The sequence below is a fragment of the Dysgonomonas sp. Marseille-P4361 genome (assembly GCF_900343125.1).
Taxonomy (GTDB): domain Bacteria; phylum Bacteroidota; class Bacteroidia; order Bacteroidales; family Dysgonomonadaceae; genus Dysgonomonas.
This window is the reverse complement of the sequence record NZ_OPYL01000002.1, coordinates 502,224-518,094: the sequence shown is the minus strand read 5'-3', so window position 1 is coordinate 518,094 and position 15,871 is coordinate 502,224. Positions and strand designations below refer to the sequence as shown.

Below are 15,871 nucleotides of genomic sequence, written 5' to 3'. Positions count from 1 at the left end.
GCAGATTACTAAATTTTGAACAGCCATTAAAAAAGAATAAATCTTATCTATAAATAAGACAAGGTTGCTACGATAGCAACCTTGTCTTTCATCTATGCAAAATAAAAGAGACGTTTACTGCTCTTTTACATAATTGACAATCCAATCTCCGACTTCGGAAGTCGAAGAAGCTTTAACATCTCCCGAAGCAATATCTTCCGTTACTATACCAGCCTCCATAGATGCAGCTACAGCTCTACGTATCAGGCTTCCCTCCTCTTGCAATTCGAAAGCGTACTCAAACATCATTGCCGCTGACAGAATTGTTGCTAATGGATTTGCGATATTTTTACCGGCTGCCTGAGGGTAAGATCCATGAATTGGTTCAAAGACAGATGTATGAATTCCGATCGAAGCAGAAGGCAACATTCCTAATGATCCTGTGATAACAGAAGCTTCATCGGTCAGGATATCTCCAAATAGATTTTCTGTCACTAGGACATCGAAGCGTTTTGGCCATTGAATAATCTGCATTGCTGCATTATCCACAAACATATATTCGGTTTCAACATCGGGATACTCTTTCTCTATTTCCTGAGCTACTTGTCTCCACAAACGGGAAGAAGCTAATACATTCGCTTTATCGACAACGGTCAGTTTCTTGCGACGCATACGCGCATACTTATATGAAAGATGTAAGATTCTCTCTACTTCTTCGCGAGTATAAACACATGTATCATAAGCTGTATTGCCATCTTCGCTACGTCCTTGAGGACGACCGAAGTATAGGCCTCCTGTTAATTCTCTTACACACATAAAATCTGCTCCCTCAATCAAGTCTGCACGCAAAGGAGATTTATGAATAAGAGAAGGAAATGTTGTTACCGGACGTAAGTTCGCATACAAACCTAGTTTCTTTCTCATTGCCAAAAGTCCTTGCTCGGGACGTACTTTAGCAGATGGATTATTATCGTATTTAGGATCTCCTATTGCACCAAAAAGAACCGCATCTGAAGTCATACACAGTTCGTGTGTACCTTCAGGGTAAGGATTACCTACTTGATCGATAGCCGTAGCCCCTACTAATCCATATTCATAAGACAAATCATGTCCATACTTTTCACATACGGCTTCGATAACACGCAAAGCTTGTCCTATTATTTCAGGACCAATCCCATCTCCGGGAAGAACAGCAATATTTAACTTCATATCGTTAGTTATTTTTTAAAATATATTTTACACCTCTAATCATTGATGTTGCATAGTTTTTCATACTATCTGCCACAGCTACATTTTCCTCCAAAATATTTTCATATGTTTCATCATCCAGTCTATATAAAAACTCGCTATCGTAAGTAAAATCATAATTATAGAGATAATCGTTACTCATACAGGCAAGTTTGCTGTCTGATGTGAAATAGATATACTTTCTTTCCTTAGATAAGACATCTACTCCAAACGTATTATATGTTGGCGTTTTTCCTAACAAACCCATTATTACAGGATAAAAATCTATTTGCCCCATTAATGAAGAGTTATGCTGAGGCATACCCTCAAACAGTGGTGAATAGATAATCAGAGGGACATGGTTAAGAGACAATGGGTAGTTATATTCTTGGAGGTCTGACGAGAAATTACGTCCATGATCGCCCAAAAAGACAAAGATCGTATTATTAAACCACTCTTTTTCACTGGCTTCTTTCATAAAGTTCTTGATACAATCATCCATATATGCAACAGCCCTTTCGTCCTTATTTACTGATACATTTTTAAACTGTTCGGTATAGATATAAGGAGGATGATTACTGATAGTTAGAATAGCAGTCATAGATGGAATATTTTCTTTCGATATAGAATCTATCTTTTCCAATGCATTTTTCAATAAATCTTCATCAGAAATACCCCAAACACTGGTAGGCTTCGCATCTGGATAATCTTCAAGGCCATACACTTTATCTATTTCATTTTGAACAGCGAAATAGTCAAAGTTTTCATATGTTTTTGTATGTGTTACAAACATTTGACTATAGTATCCTTGGTTTTTCAGTTCATTAGGTAATCCGTATAATGTTAATGATTTTTTTCTCAACTCATCAAACTGATCCATTGCATATTTTTCAAAGTCCAACTTCATATTTGTTTTCGTTGTCATAACTTTGTCAAAGAAAGCTGGAAGACTATATAGTGCTGATGTTATAGCTTGGTTGGTATGCGTACCTTGTGAATAAAACTTTTTGAAAAAATATGATTTATCTTTAAGTTCCTGTATATAAGGAGTAACAAAATCTCCATTTTTACCTTTCGTTTCCAAATATTTACTAGAAAACGACTCCATATACACAATAACAATATTTGGTCTATTCATTATAGTATCATTTTCAACAGCCTTATTTATATATATATCCTTAGATATATCAAAACCTAATTCTTTACCAATATTCTTTATTGCAGTTTCTTCATCTATCAATCGATCTATTTTCATCGAAGCAGGCAAGTCTGTAAGAAAGAACACAGGATTCATCACTGCATTACAAAGGATAATTTCACCACAAAATATAGAATGCTTTCTTTTTAATCCTCCAGGGAAGAATCCATAAGTACCTCCTACAAAAAAAAGAAATAAAAAGACTAAAACAGCACTGTTTATGAGATAATATTTCCCATTATATTGCTTATCTTCTTCCTCTCTTATTGTAAGCTTATACAGCCTGGTAAACAAGAATACATATAAAGAAAACAAGCAAACAAAAGATAGAATATAAATTAGGTATGATGATTCTTCTGCTACCATTCCAAAAGTTTCACTAAAATATTCAAACCATTGAAAAACAGAAGTATCAATATGTTTATTGAAATACAAATAGTATGGTATATTTGCCATAGAGATTGCTAATATACCAAATCCACATACTATATAATATATCAGAATTATTTTTAATATCACCTTATTCAATCGTCTGAACTGTGCAAACAAGAATATGACTATCAGCGGAATTAAAGAGATATAACTTGCTATTACACTATCAAATCTTAAACCTCTACGAAAAGCTATTAGAATATAGAGCTGTTTTATAGAACTATCAATAGCATCGACAGCATCCCAATTAGAAATAAAAAAGGCACATCTGGAAAGAAACAAGAAAAAGAGGATAGCCAAATAAGCTACCAATATAAATAATAGACATCGAATAAACTTGTCATTAAGAAGTCTCTTTATATATCCTTTCATATTAATTATCCAAAACTATACTTGATATTCCTTACATATCTTCTATAATATTCAACATCTTTTCTGTTGCTTTTACAGCAGCCTCTGTCTGGTCGGCATCAAGACCTCTTGTTTTAAAGGTTTTTCCTTTGAACTCCCAAGTTATAACAGTCTGCACTAAAGCATCAGTACGTCCTCCTGGTGGAATATAAACCGTATAGTTCGTTAATGTCGGTGTTGGTTTATTCAGACGTGTATATATTTTATAGAGAGCCTTCGAAAATGCATGGTATTGTCCATCTCCCGGAGCTGTCCACTCATGTTCTTGTCCATCTATCTCTATTTTTACGGTTGCAGTAGGTCGTAATCCTTTAGTCAATACAAAAGCAAAAGAGAGTATCTTGATACGTTTCTCTTTTTCATTATTTTTCAGGACATCTGCAATAATGTATGGAAGATCATCTTGAGTTATAATTTCTTTTTTATCTCCTAATTCCGTTACACGATTGGTAACTTTCAGCATATCTGGCTCATCTAAATCGATACCTAAGGCCTCGATATTCTTACGAATATTCGCTTTACCCGAAAGCTTTCCTAATGCATATTCGCGAATACGCCCAAAGCGTTCCGGAAACAACTCGTTGAAATACAGATTATTTTTATTGTCTCCATCTGCATGAATTCCGGCACATTGAGTAAAGACATTTTCTCCTACAATAGGTTGATTTGCTGAGATGACCTGCCCCGAATAAGACTCTACCATACGACTTACCATATTGATAGATTCCTCTTTGATAGATGTTTTCAGATTTAACTGATCGTGAAATACGGCTATAACACTTGCTAATGAAGCGTTACCAGCACGTTCTCCAAGACCATTCATCGTCGTATGAATACCCTTCACTCCTACCTCGGCTGCAACCATCGTATTGGCTACCGCCAAATCATAATCATTATGTGCATGAAAATCGAAATGGAGATCAGGATAGCGACTGATCATTCTACGACAAGTTCTCCACGTACTATGCGGATTTAAAATTCCCAATGTATCGGGAAGCATAAATCGTTTGATAGGTAAATCTTTCAGTCCATCCATCAAGAAATAGACATAGTCTTCGGAATGTATAATTCCATTCGACCAATCTTCCAAGTATATATTAACTGTAATGCCTGACTCATTCGCATACAAAACCTCTCGTTTTATATCTTCCAAATGTTGCTCCGGAGTCTTTCTGAGCTGTTCTGTTACATGCTTATAAGAGCCTTTTGTCAGCAGGTTTATAGTCTTGCAACCAGCTTTTTTTATCCAATCTACAGACTGCCCTTTATCTATAAAACCTAGAATCTCAATCTTATCTATATTATCAGTTTGGCGAGCCCAATCCGCAATTTTCTTGACTGCCTCAAATTCGCCCTCCGATACCCGTGCTGAAGTAATCTCTATACGATTAACCCCCAGTTCAACGAGTAAGTATGTTATGCTCATCTTCTCTTGTGTAGAGAACGAAACTGTAGCTGTTTGTTCTCCATCACGAAGGGTTGTATCCATTATTTCTATCATAGGCTTTTCTTTTTGAAACGATACCAGTAACTAGTTAGCTGTATCAAATTTTACTTGCAAAACTCCTACTGCATTATCTTTTTTAGGTGTCATATTAAGACGAAGCTCCTTTATTATGAAAGAGTCTCCATCGGAATGAACCAAATTAAATTGATCTTTCAGCAGACTATAAGAGTCTGTAGAATAGAGAGGAAAAGCTTTCCAATCTCCATTATTATCCTTAAATTCTAAATTCCACGATTCTGGAATCTGAACACCACCTTTATCATCATACCAGTAGACAGAAAAAGCTTTCAGATCTGTTGGTTTTTCAAATGTAAAATCAATCGATTGTTTTTTGCCTTTTTGATTCCATGAAGTCCAACGTTCAATTTCATTATCGAATGAATGTTTTGGGTATTTTCCATTTACAATAGATAATACATCCTCACCTCCATTCGTATGCGAAGCTTTAACGTCTGATAAGATTAAAGGCATAAAGTTCAGTCCTTGTTTAGCAACATCCTCACTCTCTGCAAACCAGATATTCATAGAAGAAACACCTCTATTATTCCATGCATAGTAGGGAACTAATGTTAATTCAGACTCATGCACAACACCCTTATTATCGAGATATTTAGCTGGAATACCTTTTATAAAATCTATCCCTTTTAATAGACTCGACTTTTCCTTAGTTATTACTGGATTAGCTTCTATATTTTCAATAAAATAGCGATCTGTACCTCCTTCATTATCTATACCTTCAGCACAATACACTAATGGACCACGAGTGATAGCAACACGTCCGTTATCTGCTTTTACTTCCTCTATTGCATGAGAATAACGAACCGGCATAGGCAATCTTAGTTCTACCACATCTCCTTTTTTCCACTTTCTATTGATAGAAAGAAAACCTTTATCTAATAAAAGATCATTTTGTTTCTTCCCATTAATATTAACCTCCCATCTCTGTACATTATTGTCTATATAATTATACAGTTTACCCGGTACAAATTGAGATCCTGTCCATGTAGGAATTCTCATTTTGAGCGCGAACTTTTGATTCTGTTTCTCAGGATTGACTGTTATTTTAATAGTTTCATCAAAAGGATATTCCGTCTCTTGAACCAATGAAACTTTTCCTGATTTTAGTTCAAAGTCAGTAGAACTCCCTGTATAAAAAGCACAATAAATTTCATTATCAGTATGAGCATACATCAGACCCGAAACCTGAGGTACCAAACGCGCCATATTGGTAGGGCAACAAGCTGTTCCAAACCAATGAGAACGATCGACCATACCTGAAGATTCGAGAGGATTGACATAAAAGAATTTATTCCCTTCAAGGTTCACTCCCGCCAATACATTATTCAACAATGAAACCTCAGCCACATCCATATATTTCCCATCTTTCTCTAATAAGAACATGCGATGATTGAAAAACACATTACCTACAGCGGCACAAGTCTCATTATATGCTTCTTTATTCGGTAATTCATATTCTGGACCAAAGCCTTCAATGCCATGAATAGCTCCCAATCCTCCCGTAATATGCATACGCGTATCGACAATATTGTGCCAAATCTCATCAAGAGCAGGACTTAGTGTAGGATCATTAGTCTGAGCCCCTACATCTGCCATAGCTGAATAAAGATAAACTGCACGAACCGAGTGTCCTACCGCTTCATCTTGCTCTCTAACGGGTGCATGCTGTTGAGCATATTCAGGAGACATAGTTCCTTCTCCATCGGGAATATAAGTTACGCCTCTAACATCAACAAATTTCTTTGCCATATCAAGATAAAGAGGGTTGTTTGTTACACGATAGAGTTTTACCAAAGCTAATTCTATCTCTTGGTGCCCCGGAGCCTGATTGACAGGAATTCCATTATTATAATTCGGATCACCCTCGAAGAATACTTTGTTTATATGTTTAGCACTCTTCTCTGCAATATCAAGAAGATTCCTCTTTCCTGTTGCCTGATAATAGGCAGCAGCTGCTTCATACAAATGTCCGACATTATATAATTCATGACTATGGACTACCCATGAATAGGGTTTATCTCCCATTCCGGCACCACCCCACAGAGGAGCAGTCTTGTATGATCCTGTTATGTGTGGAGGATATAAATATCCGTCTTTTTGTTGAGCTTCTGCAATTATAACAGCTATATCATCTATTTGCTTCTCTAGCTTAGTATCTCTTTCCATCTTCAAGAGATAAGCAGCACCCTCTATCACCTTAAAAAGATCGGATGTGCTAAATCTGCTATCGGATGGTAGCGGACTTTCTGTGCCTTTCAAATAATTTGCTGTACGCCTAAGGTCCTCAACAGCTATCTCTGTACGATCAAAAGCGACAGGCACTAAAACGTCCTTCTGTAGTTTTATCCGATTACTCCAAAACTCATCATGAAGGTTTACTTTGTCAAAAGATACTGGAATCAGTTGCTGGGAATGACTGCTTAGCGTAGCTATTCCCAGTAAACAAAAGAGAGATAGTATTTTTCTATTCATAGATACAATATGTCTTATTGAAATGAACGTTCTTCTTCAAATTTCGTGGTCAGGTCTTTTTTAGATAATAAATAATCAATATCATCTAACCCCATCAACAAACATTCTTTTTTATAAGGGTTGATCTCGAAGTTTTCAGTCTTATCTGTTTCGTTATTCGTTATAGTTTGCTTTTCAAGATCGATTGTCAATGTTGACTTCGGATTATTATTTACACTGTTAAATATTTCAGATAGAAACTCTGGAGAAACGATTACAGGAAGAACCCCGTTGTTCAATGCATTATTTTTGAAAATATCAGCGAAAAAACTAGATACCACAGCCTTAAATCCATATCCTGCTACTGCCCATGCAGCATGTTCCCTACTCGATCCGCTACCAAAATTTTTTCCTGCAACCAAGATCTCACCACTGTAGGTAGGATTATTTAAGACAAAGTCTTCTTTCGGACTTCCATCCTTATTATATCTCCAGTCTGCAAAGAGATTATCTCCAAAACCATCCTTATTTGTTGCTTTAAGGAAACGTGCAGGTATAATTTGATCTGTATCTACATTCTCGATTGGTAGAGGTACATATGTTGATGTTAATGTTTGAAATTTTTCCATTTTTATTTGTTTTTGATGGTTAGAAATTACGAGGATCTGTTATTTTCCCGGTCACGGCAGCAGCAGCAGCTACCAAAGGACCTGCCAATATAGTGCGTGCACCTGGTCCTTGACGTCCTTCAAAATTACGATTCGATGTAGATACTGCATATTTTCCTGCAGGAACTTTATCGTCATTCATAGCTAAACATGCAGAACAACCCGGTTGACGAAGTTCAAAGCCTGCGTCTTTTAGGATATCATATAAACCTTCTTCACGAATCTGTTTTTCTACCATCCAGCTCCCTGGAACTAACCAAGCAACAACGTTATCAGCTTTTTTCTTTCCTTTTACAAAGTTAGCAAACATACGAAAATCTTCAATACGACCATTGGTACAACTGCCTAAGAAAACATAGTCGATTGATTTCCCTTCAACTTTTTCTCCCGGTTTGAAGCCCATATAATCCATCGATTTTTGGAAAGATATACGACCTGCTTCATCAATATCTTCAAGGGTTGGGATTGTATCATTTATAGCCATTCCCATACCAGGATTGGTTCCATAAGTGATCATTGGTTGTATGTCCGCTGCATCAAAGCTTAGTTCTTTATCAAATTTAGCACCTTCATCCGTTTTCAACGTTTTCCAATAGGCTAGTGCTTTATCCCATTCCTCACCTTTAGGAGCAAATTCTCGACCTTTAACATAAGCAAATGTAGTTTCATCCGGAGCAACTAATCCTCCGCGAGCACCCATTTCAATACTTAAGTTACAAAGAGTCATACGCTCTTCCATCGACATATTGCGAACAGCTTCTCCCGCATATTCGACAAAATAGCCTGTTGCTCCTCCAGTTGTCAATTTAGAGATCATGTAAAGAGCCAAGTCTTTAGCTGTCACACCTTCCCTTAATTTTCCGTTAAAGGTTATGCGCATCGTTTTAGGACGGGTTTGCAAAATACATTGAGAAGCTAATACCATTTCCACCTCGCTAGTACCAATACCGAAAGCGATAGCACCAAAAGCTCCATGTGTAGAGGTATGGCTATCGCCACAAACAATAGTCATCCCAGGTTGAGTAAAACCATTCTCAGGTCCAATGATATGAACAACACCATTCTTTTGATGACCTAAAGGATAAAACATTTTTATTCCAAACTCCTCTGCATTTTTAGATAAGGTATCCAATTGATTCTTTGAAATGGCATCCTTTATAGGTTGATCCTGATTTATAGTCGGTGTATTATGGTCTGCTGTTATTGTTGTCCTATCTGGGCGAAACACTTTCAAACCCCTTGTTCTTAACCCATTGAAAGCTTGAGGGCTTGTCACTTCATGACAAAAATGACGATCTATATACAACTGCGTAGGCCCATTTTCTACAGATGACACGGTATGTGCATCCCATATTTTGTCGAATAATGTTTTCATATACTATATTTCTTCTTTTATTTTTATACTCTAATTAAATCGTGAATTTATTGACTGCGTTGATAAATGCCTCAACAGAAGCTACAACTATATCTGTATTTGCCGAGAAACCGTAATAAATAACTCCCTCGTGCGATACCTGCATATGTACTTTTCCTGTATCATCACTACCTTTGTTTATAGCCTGAATAAGGAATTCCTCGATAACCATTTGTCGTTTTATGATTTCTTTTACAGCCTTAATCCCTGCATCTACCGGACCATTACCGGTGGCCGATGCCTGGAATTTCTCCCCTGCAATATCCAAACCGACTACACCTATACATTTTACACCGATACCTGAAGTTACCTGCATAAAATCAAGTTTGATACGATGCATCTGATTTGTTTCTTTTCCTGCCAAGATTAAGATATCTTCATCTGTTATATCTTTCTTCTTATCTGCCAATTCAAGGAAACGTTGGTAAATTTCAGCAAGCTGATCTTCGGTAACTTCTATATTCAGTAAGTTTAGTCTATTCTTCAATGCCGCGCGTCCACTACGTGCAGTTAATACAATTGCATTATCATCAATACCAACTTCTTTCGGATCAATAATTTCGTAAGTTGATAGATTTTTCAACACGCCATCCTGATGAATACCTGAAGAGTGTGCAAATGCATTGCGCCCCACAATTGCCTTATTAGGCTGTACTGGCATATTCATTAGGCTTGAAATCATACGGCTTGTAGGATAGATTCGCTGAGTATTGATATTAGTCTCAATATTCAATTCTTTGTGGCTCTTGATTGCCATTACCACTTCTTCCAAAGATGTATTTCCGGCACGCTCCCCTATTCCGTTGATTGTAACTTCTACCTGACGGGCTCCATTTAATACTCCCATGATAGAGTTAGCTGTAGCCATACCTAAATCTTGATGACAGTGTGTAGAAAGAATCGCTTTCTTCATATCCACATTATCTATCAAATATTTAATTTTTGCTCCATATTCAGTAGGAAGGCAATAGCCAGTAGTATCCGGAATATTGACCACTGTTGCCCCTGCATTAATTACAGCCTGAACAACACGAGCTAAATATTCATTATCGGTACGACCTGCATCTTCGGCATAAAATTCAACATCTTCTACAAAACGTTTCGCATATTTCACCGCTGCTATAGCTCTTTCTATAATTTCGTCTTGTGTAGAATTGAATTTATATTTTATGTGATACTCCGAAGTACCTATACCCGTATGTATACGCTTATTCTTAGCATATTTAAGCGCTTCGGCTGCTACTTCTATATCTTTTTCTACCGCACGGGTCAATGCACATATTGTAGGCCATGTAACAGCTTTGGAGATTTCCACTACGGAATTAAAGTCTCCTGGACTTGAAACCGGAAATCCTGCTTCGATTACATCAACACCGAGCGATTCGAGTGCTTTAGCTACCTCAATTTTCTCAATTGTATTCAACTGGCAACCAGGAACTTGTTCTCCATCTCTCAATGTGGTGTCGAAAATAAATAATTTGTCCATAACACTTTATTATTATATTAATATTTAATTTATATCAAACAAAAAAGCCTTTCTCATCTACCTAAGAGTGAGAAAGGCTTTGCTTTATCCTTTATACTAGTAACTACATAGCAATACTCACCCCAAAGTTTTTCCAGAGGATAATGAGTGAGCTAAGAATAATATTACTATGAGTTGACATATCGTTTCAATTATACAATTGACAAAGTTATTCCATTTTTTCACAAATACAAATAAAATGATTTATTTTTTGTTTTTCTGTATCAAATTAACAACCTCCTGTTTTAAAAATATATCCCTATATTTGCAGACAATATTATAGATCCATAATAATGATTACTATTTTAAAAGACTATTTGAACAAACATGACCTGTCTCATTTCGATCTTAAAGCTGTTCTATTCGATATGGATGGTGTTCTGTTCGACTCTATGAAATGGCATGCCAAATCGTGGAAAGAAACAATGGATGATTTCAATCTGGCAAGTACTACCGAAGAATTTTACCTATATGAAGGAATGGTAGGACGCAATACCATAAATCATATCATGAAAAGAGAAAGAGGAAGAGATGCAACTGATGAAGAAAAGGAACAGATGTATAAAAGAAAAACGGAACTGTTCGTGAAATACAATGACGGAAGTCTTATCCCTTATGCATATGATTTTGTAAAGAAAGTTCATAATAGTGGTTTGAAATGTGTTGTTGTTACTGGATCGGGACAACCTACGCTAATCAATAAAATCAACGATAGTTTCCCTGAATTATTTGATCCTAAGTGTATGGTAACTGCATTTGATGTTAAGCACGGAAAACCTCATCCCGAACCATACTTAATGGGTCTGGAGAAATCTGGAAATCTGAAACCCAATCAGGCTATTGTTATAGAAAATGCGCCAAGAGGAGTTGAGTCGGCTGTTGCTGCAGGTGTTTTCACCGTTGCCATAAATACAGGTCCAATAGATGATAAAGTATTGTGGGATGCCGGAGCCAATATTGTTTTACCTTCGATGGAGTCTCTTTATAATGAATGGGAAAATTTATACAACAATATTATTGCCCTATAGAAAATATCCGTATCTTGCATTAAACAAAATAAATATTTAAACGTTAGAATCTTATCACAAATTTAATTTTCAAATTATGCTAGACAGTATTATTAATCTTGTAAAAGAAGAAGCTCTTAAGAGCATTACAAACAATGCGGATGTACCTGCAGACAAAAAAGAGGCAGCTATAGAAACTACTACTTCGAGTATTGTTGATGGTATCAAAAACCAGCTTAGTGGAGGAAATGTATCTGACCTGATCGGAATGTTTACCGGAGATTCTAAAGCGAGTAATTCACTTACTGATTCCATCCAAACATCTGTAATATCTTCCCTCATCGAAAAAGTGGGACTAAGTAAAGGTGTAGCCAATACTATTGCTACAACTGTTATCCCTGCTGTAATGAGCATGATTTCTCAAAAAAACAATGACTCAGGAGACTCATTCGATATTGGCTCTATCATAGAATCTGTGTCGGGTGGTAAAAAAGGAGGACTATTGGATGCCATAGGGAGTATCTTTGGAAAATAAAACAAGAAGGAGCTTTAAACTAAAGCTCCTTTCTTTTTATATTACTCTGACAGCACCATCCAAACCTCAATAGGAAAGTCTGATTCTATTATATCTGGATTTTTCTTTATTTCTTCTCTATAAGCAGCATCGCGTTCGTCCGTCTTTTTCTTTTTATCATGAGTAGGTGCAAAAGAGACCATACATCTTACCCCATTCGCATGAAGTTTGTCGACAATGTGCATATTTTTATTATCAATTGTTGCCCCTACATACGCAATCATATTCTGCCAAGGCACACCTGATATTGCTAAATCTTCATACTCTTTATCATTACGAGCAAAAGCAGACATCATTATATCAGGCAATCGGTCGTAGTAGTAACGAGCTTGAGCTCCAGTATGTACTGTCAGCATAACATGATTTTCAGCTTTATGTTTTTTTATTAGTTCAACAATCCTCTCCATCGACACATCTTTCTTGTCCAAATTGATAATAGTTTTTCCTTTGCTCCACTTTATAACATCTTCCAACAGTGGTATTTTATAAGGAGTAATATTCCCTTCACTATCTTTCAAGCGTACATCTTGTAATTCTACCCAAGTATAATCTGCTAATCTACCTGTTCCTGTAGTCGTTCTGTCTAATGTTTCATCATGCATCAGAACAATTACTCCATCTTTCGTTAAGCGAGGATCTATTTCGAAAAAAGCAGATATTTTACTCAGTACGTTTTCAAATCCTTCGATACTATTTTCAGGAAAACCTTTCTCTCGTCCTCCTCTATGTCCACTCAAAATAATTGAATCATCATTTTTAAATTCAAAAAAAGATTGTAGTTCTTTTTTATTTTCAAATGACAGGTAGTTATTATTCTGAGCATATACATGACACAAGGAAGAAAGATAAAACAATATTGCTAACAAGATAATCTTATTCATAATTTCTCTATTTTCTATTATTAAAAAAAGAGGCTACCCAGACATTCCGGAATAGCCTCAAATTATATTAGGATATTTCTATGGCCAATATCATTCGACATCTACCCATGCCCCAATTTTGGAGCTCTTCAAGCATGCTTCTACAACTTTCATTATATATGTTGCATTTTCGAAGTTAGAATATGTTACTTCATTCTTATAATCGCCATTGAATATAGATCTGTAAAACTCTTTGAAACCATTAGCAAAAGCATCTGCCCAGCCTACTGGATGACCAGAAGGCAGAGTAGCATATCTGCTCACACTAGGATCCAAAACATCTGCCGATGCAAATATTTCAGCTAATCCGTTTTCTCTGGTTCCAATAACCAAACGATCCGACTGCTCCTGATTCCATCGCATTGAGTATTTCTCACAATCAACAGAAACTAACAACTGATTTTTATAACCAGCACTAACCTGAGACACAACCAATGATCCTTGTGTACCATCCTCTAAACGGAAAATAATTAGCCCTCCATCTTCGGTTTCAACTTTAAAATCTTCAGTTTTATCTCCTGATACTTTTTTACGGATAGGATGTGCAATAAAATTATGAGCATATACTGATTCAACTTTTTTTCCTGTGATCGTTTGAACTGTATCAAACCAGTGAGAACCTATATCCGCTAACGCTCTTGACTCTCCCCCATCTTTTGTTTCAAGTCTCCAATTAAAATCAGTATCATACATCAACCAATCTTGAACATAATGACCATGAATCAAGAGACAACGTCCTGCATCTTTTTTTTGCATACGAACTCTCATATCTTGCACCATCGCATTGTTACGATAGTTGAAATTAACGCCATTAGCCAGTCCTTTTGCTTTTGCCAGCTGAGTTAATTCTTCACCCTGTTCTACTGTTATAGCCAAAGGCTTTTCACTATAGACATGAATTCCGTTTTCAAGGGCATATTTATTTATTTCGTAGTGAAAAACGTTTGGTGTACAGTTATGCAATACATCCAAGTTTTCAGCCGCTATCATTTCCTTATAATCAGAATAGGCATTAACTCTAAAATAGTTTTTTTGGGCCTCCAGTAAATCTTTGTTACTCTCTGTTATAGCCACTAATTCTATTCCTGGGATTCGCCCTATTGCATCTGCATGTAGTTTTCCTATCATGCCTGTACCAACAAGTCCAACTCTTAATTTTCTCATAGTTATTAATTATTATTTTTTTCTTCCAAAAGATTATCTGTATTCTTAAAGAACATTGTAAATAAAACAATTATTATTAAAGTAAACACTGCCGAAATTCCAAATACGATACTCCAATCTGCAGTATCTTCAAGTCTATAGTTGCCAATTAAATATCCATTAACAAGCGTACCTATTAGATACCCAACCCCCCAAACTAGGAAAGACAAAAACCCTTGAGCTTCTGCTCTAATCTCAGCAGGGGCGACTTTATCTGTATACACTTGTCCTACGACAAAGAAGAGTCCGAAAATAATACCATGTGTAAGAACTCCTATACTATACAACCATGGTTGTCCGAATTCAACTCCTAAATAGAACGACAAATAACGAAGTAGCATGGCAATCAAACCGAAAAGTAAAGTTTTCTTAAAGCCACACTTCATCAAAATAATTGTTGTTACAAATAAGAATATCATCTCTACCGCTACTCCCCAATTCATAGTAACAGTAATATTTTTAACATCTACATCAGAGAAGAATGTAGAACCATACACGTGATATAAATTAAAAGGAATAATGGCTAAGAATGTTAGAAAGATAAAGATATTATAGTTCTTATTCTTTAGTATAGACAAAGTTCGCAAACCGAATATATCCATCAACGAGAATTTACGTTTATTCTCTGCCGGTGGTGTATTTGGTAAGGTTAGATTTAATATAGCAGCTATTATCCCCGCTCCTATCCCACAATACATAGGGAATACACTTCCATCAAAAACATCCAAATGGAAAACATATATTGCAACTAAACTAAAAGCTCCTGAGGCAAACCAACCTATAGAACCAATTAAGCGCATTCTCGGAAATTGTTCAGCCGGAACGTGTGTCATCGCTATAGAGCTTGTCAAACTCCAAGTTGGCATATAACACAGCATTGTTAAGGTTACGGTTATCATTAATCCTACGAATGTTGTTTGCTGCGTTGCAACAAAGAGGCACAAGGCTGTCAATAAATTTAATGCTGCTAAGACTTTTTCAGCCGCAAAGCGTCTATCGGCTAAAACTCCTATAATAGAAGAGGCCATAGAACCAATAGCCATAGCACATAAGATAAGTGATACTTCACCCATACTCAACTGAAGTGATTTTTCGAGATAAGCAGCAAATGGAACCCACCATACTGCAAAAATGAAATACTGCATAAACATCATTATGCACAGCTTAATAAAGACTTTTTTGTTTTCCATAAAATAGATTCAAAATTTATAAGGTATTATATTTTTCAAGCAACAACATACTCTATATGTTAATTTCATCTTATAGCAACACTGATATTATTATAAGATTTTATAAATAAATGCTTTTCAGTATTATTTTAGCACAGGCAAATTTAA

At 36.1% G+C, this 15,871-nt stretch carries 12 protein-coding genes; 2 read left to right on the top strand and 10 right to left on the bottom strand.

Annotated elements, in window-relative coordinates; translation table 11 throughout:
- Positions 1 to 114: 114 nt before the first annotated feature.
- From leuB to DHU68_RS05965, 7 genes are read right to left on the bottom strand one after another with little or no spacing between them, the layout of a single operon-like run.
- Positions 115 to 1,188, bottom strand: coding sequence for a 3-isopropylmalate dehydrogenase (leuB, locus tag DHU68_RS05995; RefSeq protein ID WP_108822062.1), 1,074 nt, complete (start codon positions 1,186 to 1,188; stop codon positions 115 to 117).
- A 4-nt stretch (positions 1,189 to 1,192) separates the two neighbouring features.
- Positions 1,193 to 3,208 carry an LTA synthase family protein gene (locus DHU68_RS05990; RefSeq protein ID WP_108822061.1) on the bottom strand — a complete coding sequence of 672 codons (2,016 nt, stop codon included), beginning with the start codon at positions 3,206 to 3,208 and terminating at the stop codon, positions 1,193 to 1,195.
- Between the two features lie 31 nt (positions 3,209 to 3,239).
- Positions 3,240 to 4,748, bottom strand: coding sequence for an alpha-isopropylmalate synthase regulatory domain-containing protein (locus DHU68_RS05985; RefSeq protein ID WP_108822060.1), 1,509 nt, complete (start codon positions 4,746 to 4,748; stop codon positions 3,240 to 3,242).
- A 30-nt stretch (positions 4,749 to 4,778) separates the two neighbouring features.
- Positions 4,779 to 7,244 (bottom strand): glycoside hydrolase family 127 protein, encoded by a 2,466-nt coding sequence (locus DHU68_RS05980; RefSeq protein WP_108822059.1) that lies wholly within the window; start codon positions 7,242 to 7,244, stop codon positions 4,779 to 4,781.
- Between the two features lie 14 nt (positions 7,245 to 7,258).
- On the bottom strand, positions 7,259 to 7,852 hold the full coding sequence (gene leuD, locus DHU68_RS05975; protein ID WP_108822058.1) for a 3-isopropylmalate dehydratase small subunit: 594 nt from the start codon (positions 7,850 to 7,852) through the stop codon (positions 7,259 to 7,261).
- Positions 7,853 to 7,871: 19 nt separating this feature from the next.
- Positions 7,872 to 9,266: a 3-isopropylmalate dehydratase large subunit gene (gene leuC / locus DHU68_RS05970; protein WP_108822057.1), complete on the bottom strand. Its 1,395-nt coding sequence runs from the start codon at positions 9,264 to 9,266 to the stop codon at positions 7,872 to 7,874.
- Between the two features lie 34 nt (positions 9,267 to 9,300).
- The gene (locus DHU68_RS05965) at positions 9,301 to 10,791 is read right to left on the bottom strand and encodes a 2-isopropylmalate synthase (RefSeq protein WP_108822056.1); all 1,491 of its coding nucleotides are present in this window, start codon (positions 10,789 to 10,791) and stop codon (positions 9,301 to 9,303) included.
- Positions 10,792 to 11,123: 332 nt separating this feature from the next.
- Here DHU68_RS05965 and DHU68_RS05960 point away from each other — a divergent pair, with 332 nt between their 5' ends.
- Together DHU68_RS05960 and DHU68_RS05955 are read left to right on the top strand one after the other, a co-directional pair.
- Positions 11,124 to 11,858 (top strand): HAD family phosphatase, encoded by a 735-nt coding sequence (locus DHU68_RS05960; protein WP_108822055.1) that lies wholly within the window; start codon positions 11,124 to 11,126, stop codon positions 11,856 to 11,858.
- A gap of 76 nt (positions 11,859 to 11,934) precedes the next feature.
- Positions 11,935 to 12,372 (top strand): DUF937 domain-containing protein, encoded by a 438-nt coding sequence (locus tag DHU68_RS05955; protein WP_108822054.1) that lies wholly within the window; start codon positions 11,935 to 11,937, stop codon positions 12,370 to 12,372.
- Between the two features lie 41 nt (positions 12,373 to 12,413).
- Here DHU68_RS05955 and DHU68_RS05950 read toward each other — a convergent pair whose 3' ends face one another.
- From DHU68_RS05950 to DHU68_RS05940, 3 genes are all read right to left on the bottom strand, one after another.
- On the bottom strand, positions 12,414 to 13,292 hold the full coding sequence (locus DHU68_RS05950; RefSeq protein ID WP_108822053.1) for a glycerophosphodiester phosphodiesterase family protein: 879 nt from the start codon (positions 13,290 to 13,292) through the stop codon (positions 12,414 to 12,416).
- Between the two features lie 90 nt (positions 13,293 to 13,382).
- A complete protein-coding gene (locus DHU68_RS05945; protein WP_108822052.1) occupies positions 13,383 to 14,495 on the bottom strand; it encodes a Gfo/Idh/MocA family protein in 1,113 nt (370 codons plus the stop codon).
- A gap of 5 nt (positions 14,496 to 14,500) precedes the next feature.
- Positions 14,501 to 15,724: an MFS transporter gene (locus tag DHU68_RS05940; protein WP_108822051.1), complete on the bottom strand. Its 1,224-nt coding sequence runs from the start codon at positions 15,722 to 15,724 to the stop codon at positions 14,501 to 14,503.
- Between the last annotated feature and the right edge of the window lie 147 nt (positions 15,725 to 15,871).

Coding starts and splice junctions, on each gene's coding strand:
- leuB (WP_108822062.1), bottom strand. CDS start 1,188: ATGAAGTTAAATATTGCTGTTCTTCCCGGAGATGGGATTGGTCCTGAA.
- DHU68_RS05990 (WP_108822061.1), bottom strand. CDS start 3,208: ATGAAAGGATATATAAAGAGACTTCTTAATGACAAGTTTATTCGATGT.
- DHU68_RS05985 (WP_108822060.1), bottom strand. CDS start 4,748: ATGATAGAAATAATGGATACAACCCTTCGTGATGGAGAACAAACAGCT.
- DHU68_RS05980 (WP_108822059.1), bottom strand. CDS start 7,244: ATGAATAGAAAAATACTATCTCTCTTTTGTTTACTGGGAATAGCTACG.
- leuD (WP_108822058.1), bottom strand. CDS start 7,852: ATGGAAAAATTTCAAACATTAACATCAACATATGTACCTCTACCAATC.
- leuC (WP_108822057.1), bottom strand. CDS start 9,266: ATGAAAACATTATTCGACAAAATATGGGATGCACATACCGTGTCATCT.
- DHU68_RS05965 (WP_108822056.1), bottom strand. CDS start 10,791: ATGGACAAATTATTTATTTTCGACACCACATTGAGAGATGGAGAACAA.
- DHU68_RS05960 (WP_108822055.1), top strand. CDS start 11,124: ATGATTACTATTTTAAAAGACTATTTGAACAAACATGACCTGTCTCAT.
- DHU68_RS05955 (WP_108822054.1), top strand. CDS start 11,935: ATGCTAGACAGTATTATTAATCTTGTAAAAGAAGAAGCTCTTAAGAGC.
- DHU68_RS05950 (WP_108822053.1), bottom strand. CDS start 13,292: ATGAATAAGATTATCTTGTTAGCAATATTGTTTTATCTTTCTTCCTTG.
- DHU68_RS05945 (WP_108822052.1), bottom strand. CDS start 14,495: ATGAGAAAATTAAGAGTTGGACTTGTTGGTACAGGCATGATAGGAAAA.
- DHU68_RS05940 (WP_108822051.1), bottom strand. CDS start 15,724: ATGGAAAACAAAAAAGTCTTTATTAAGCTGTGCATAATGATGTTTATG.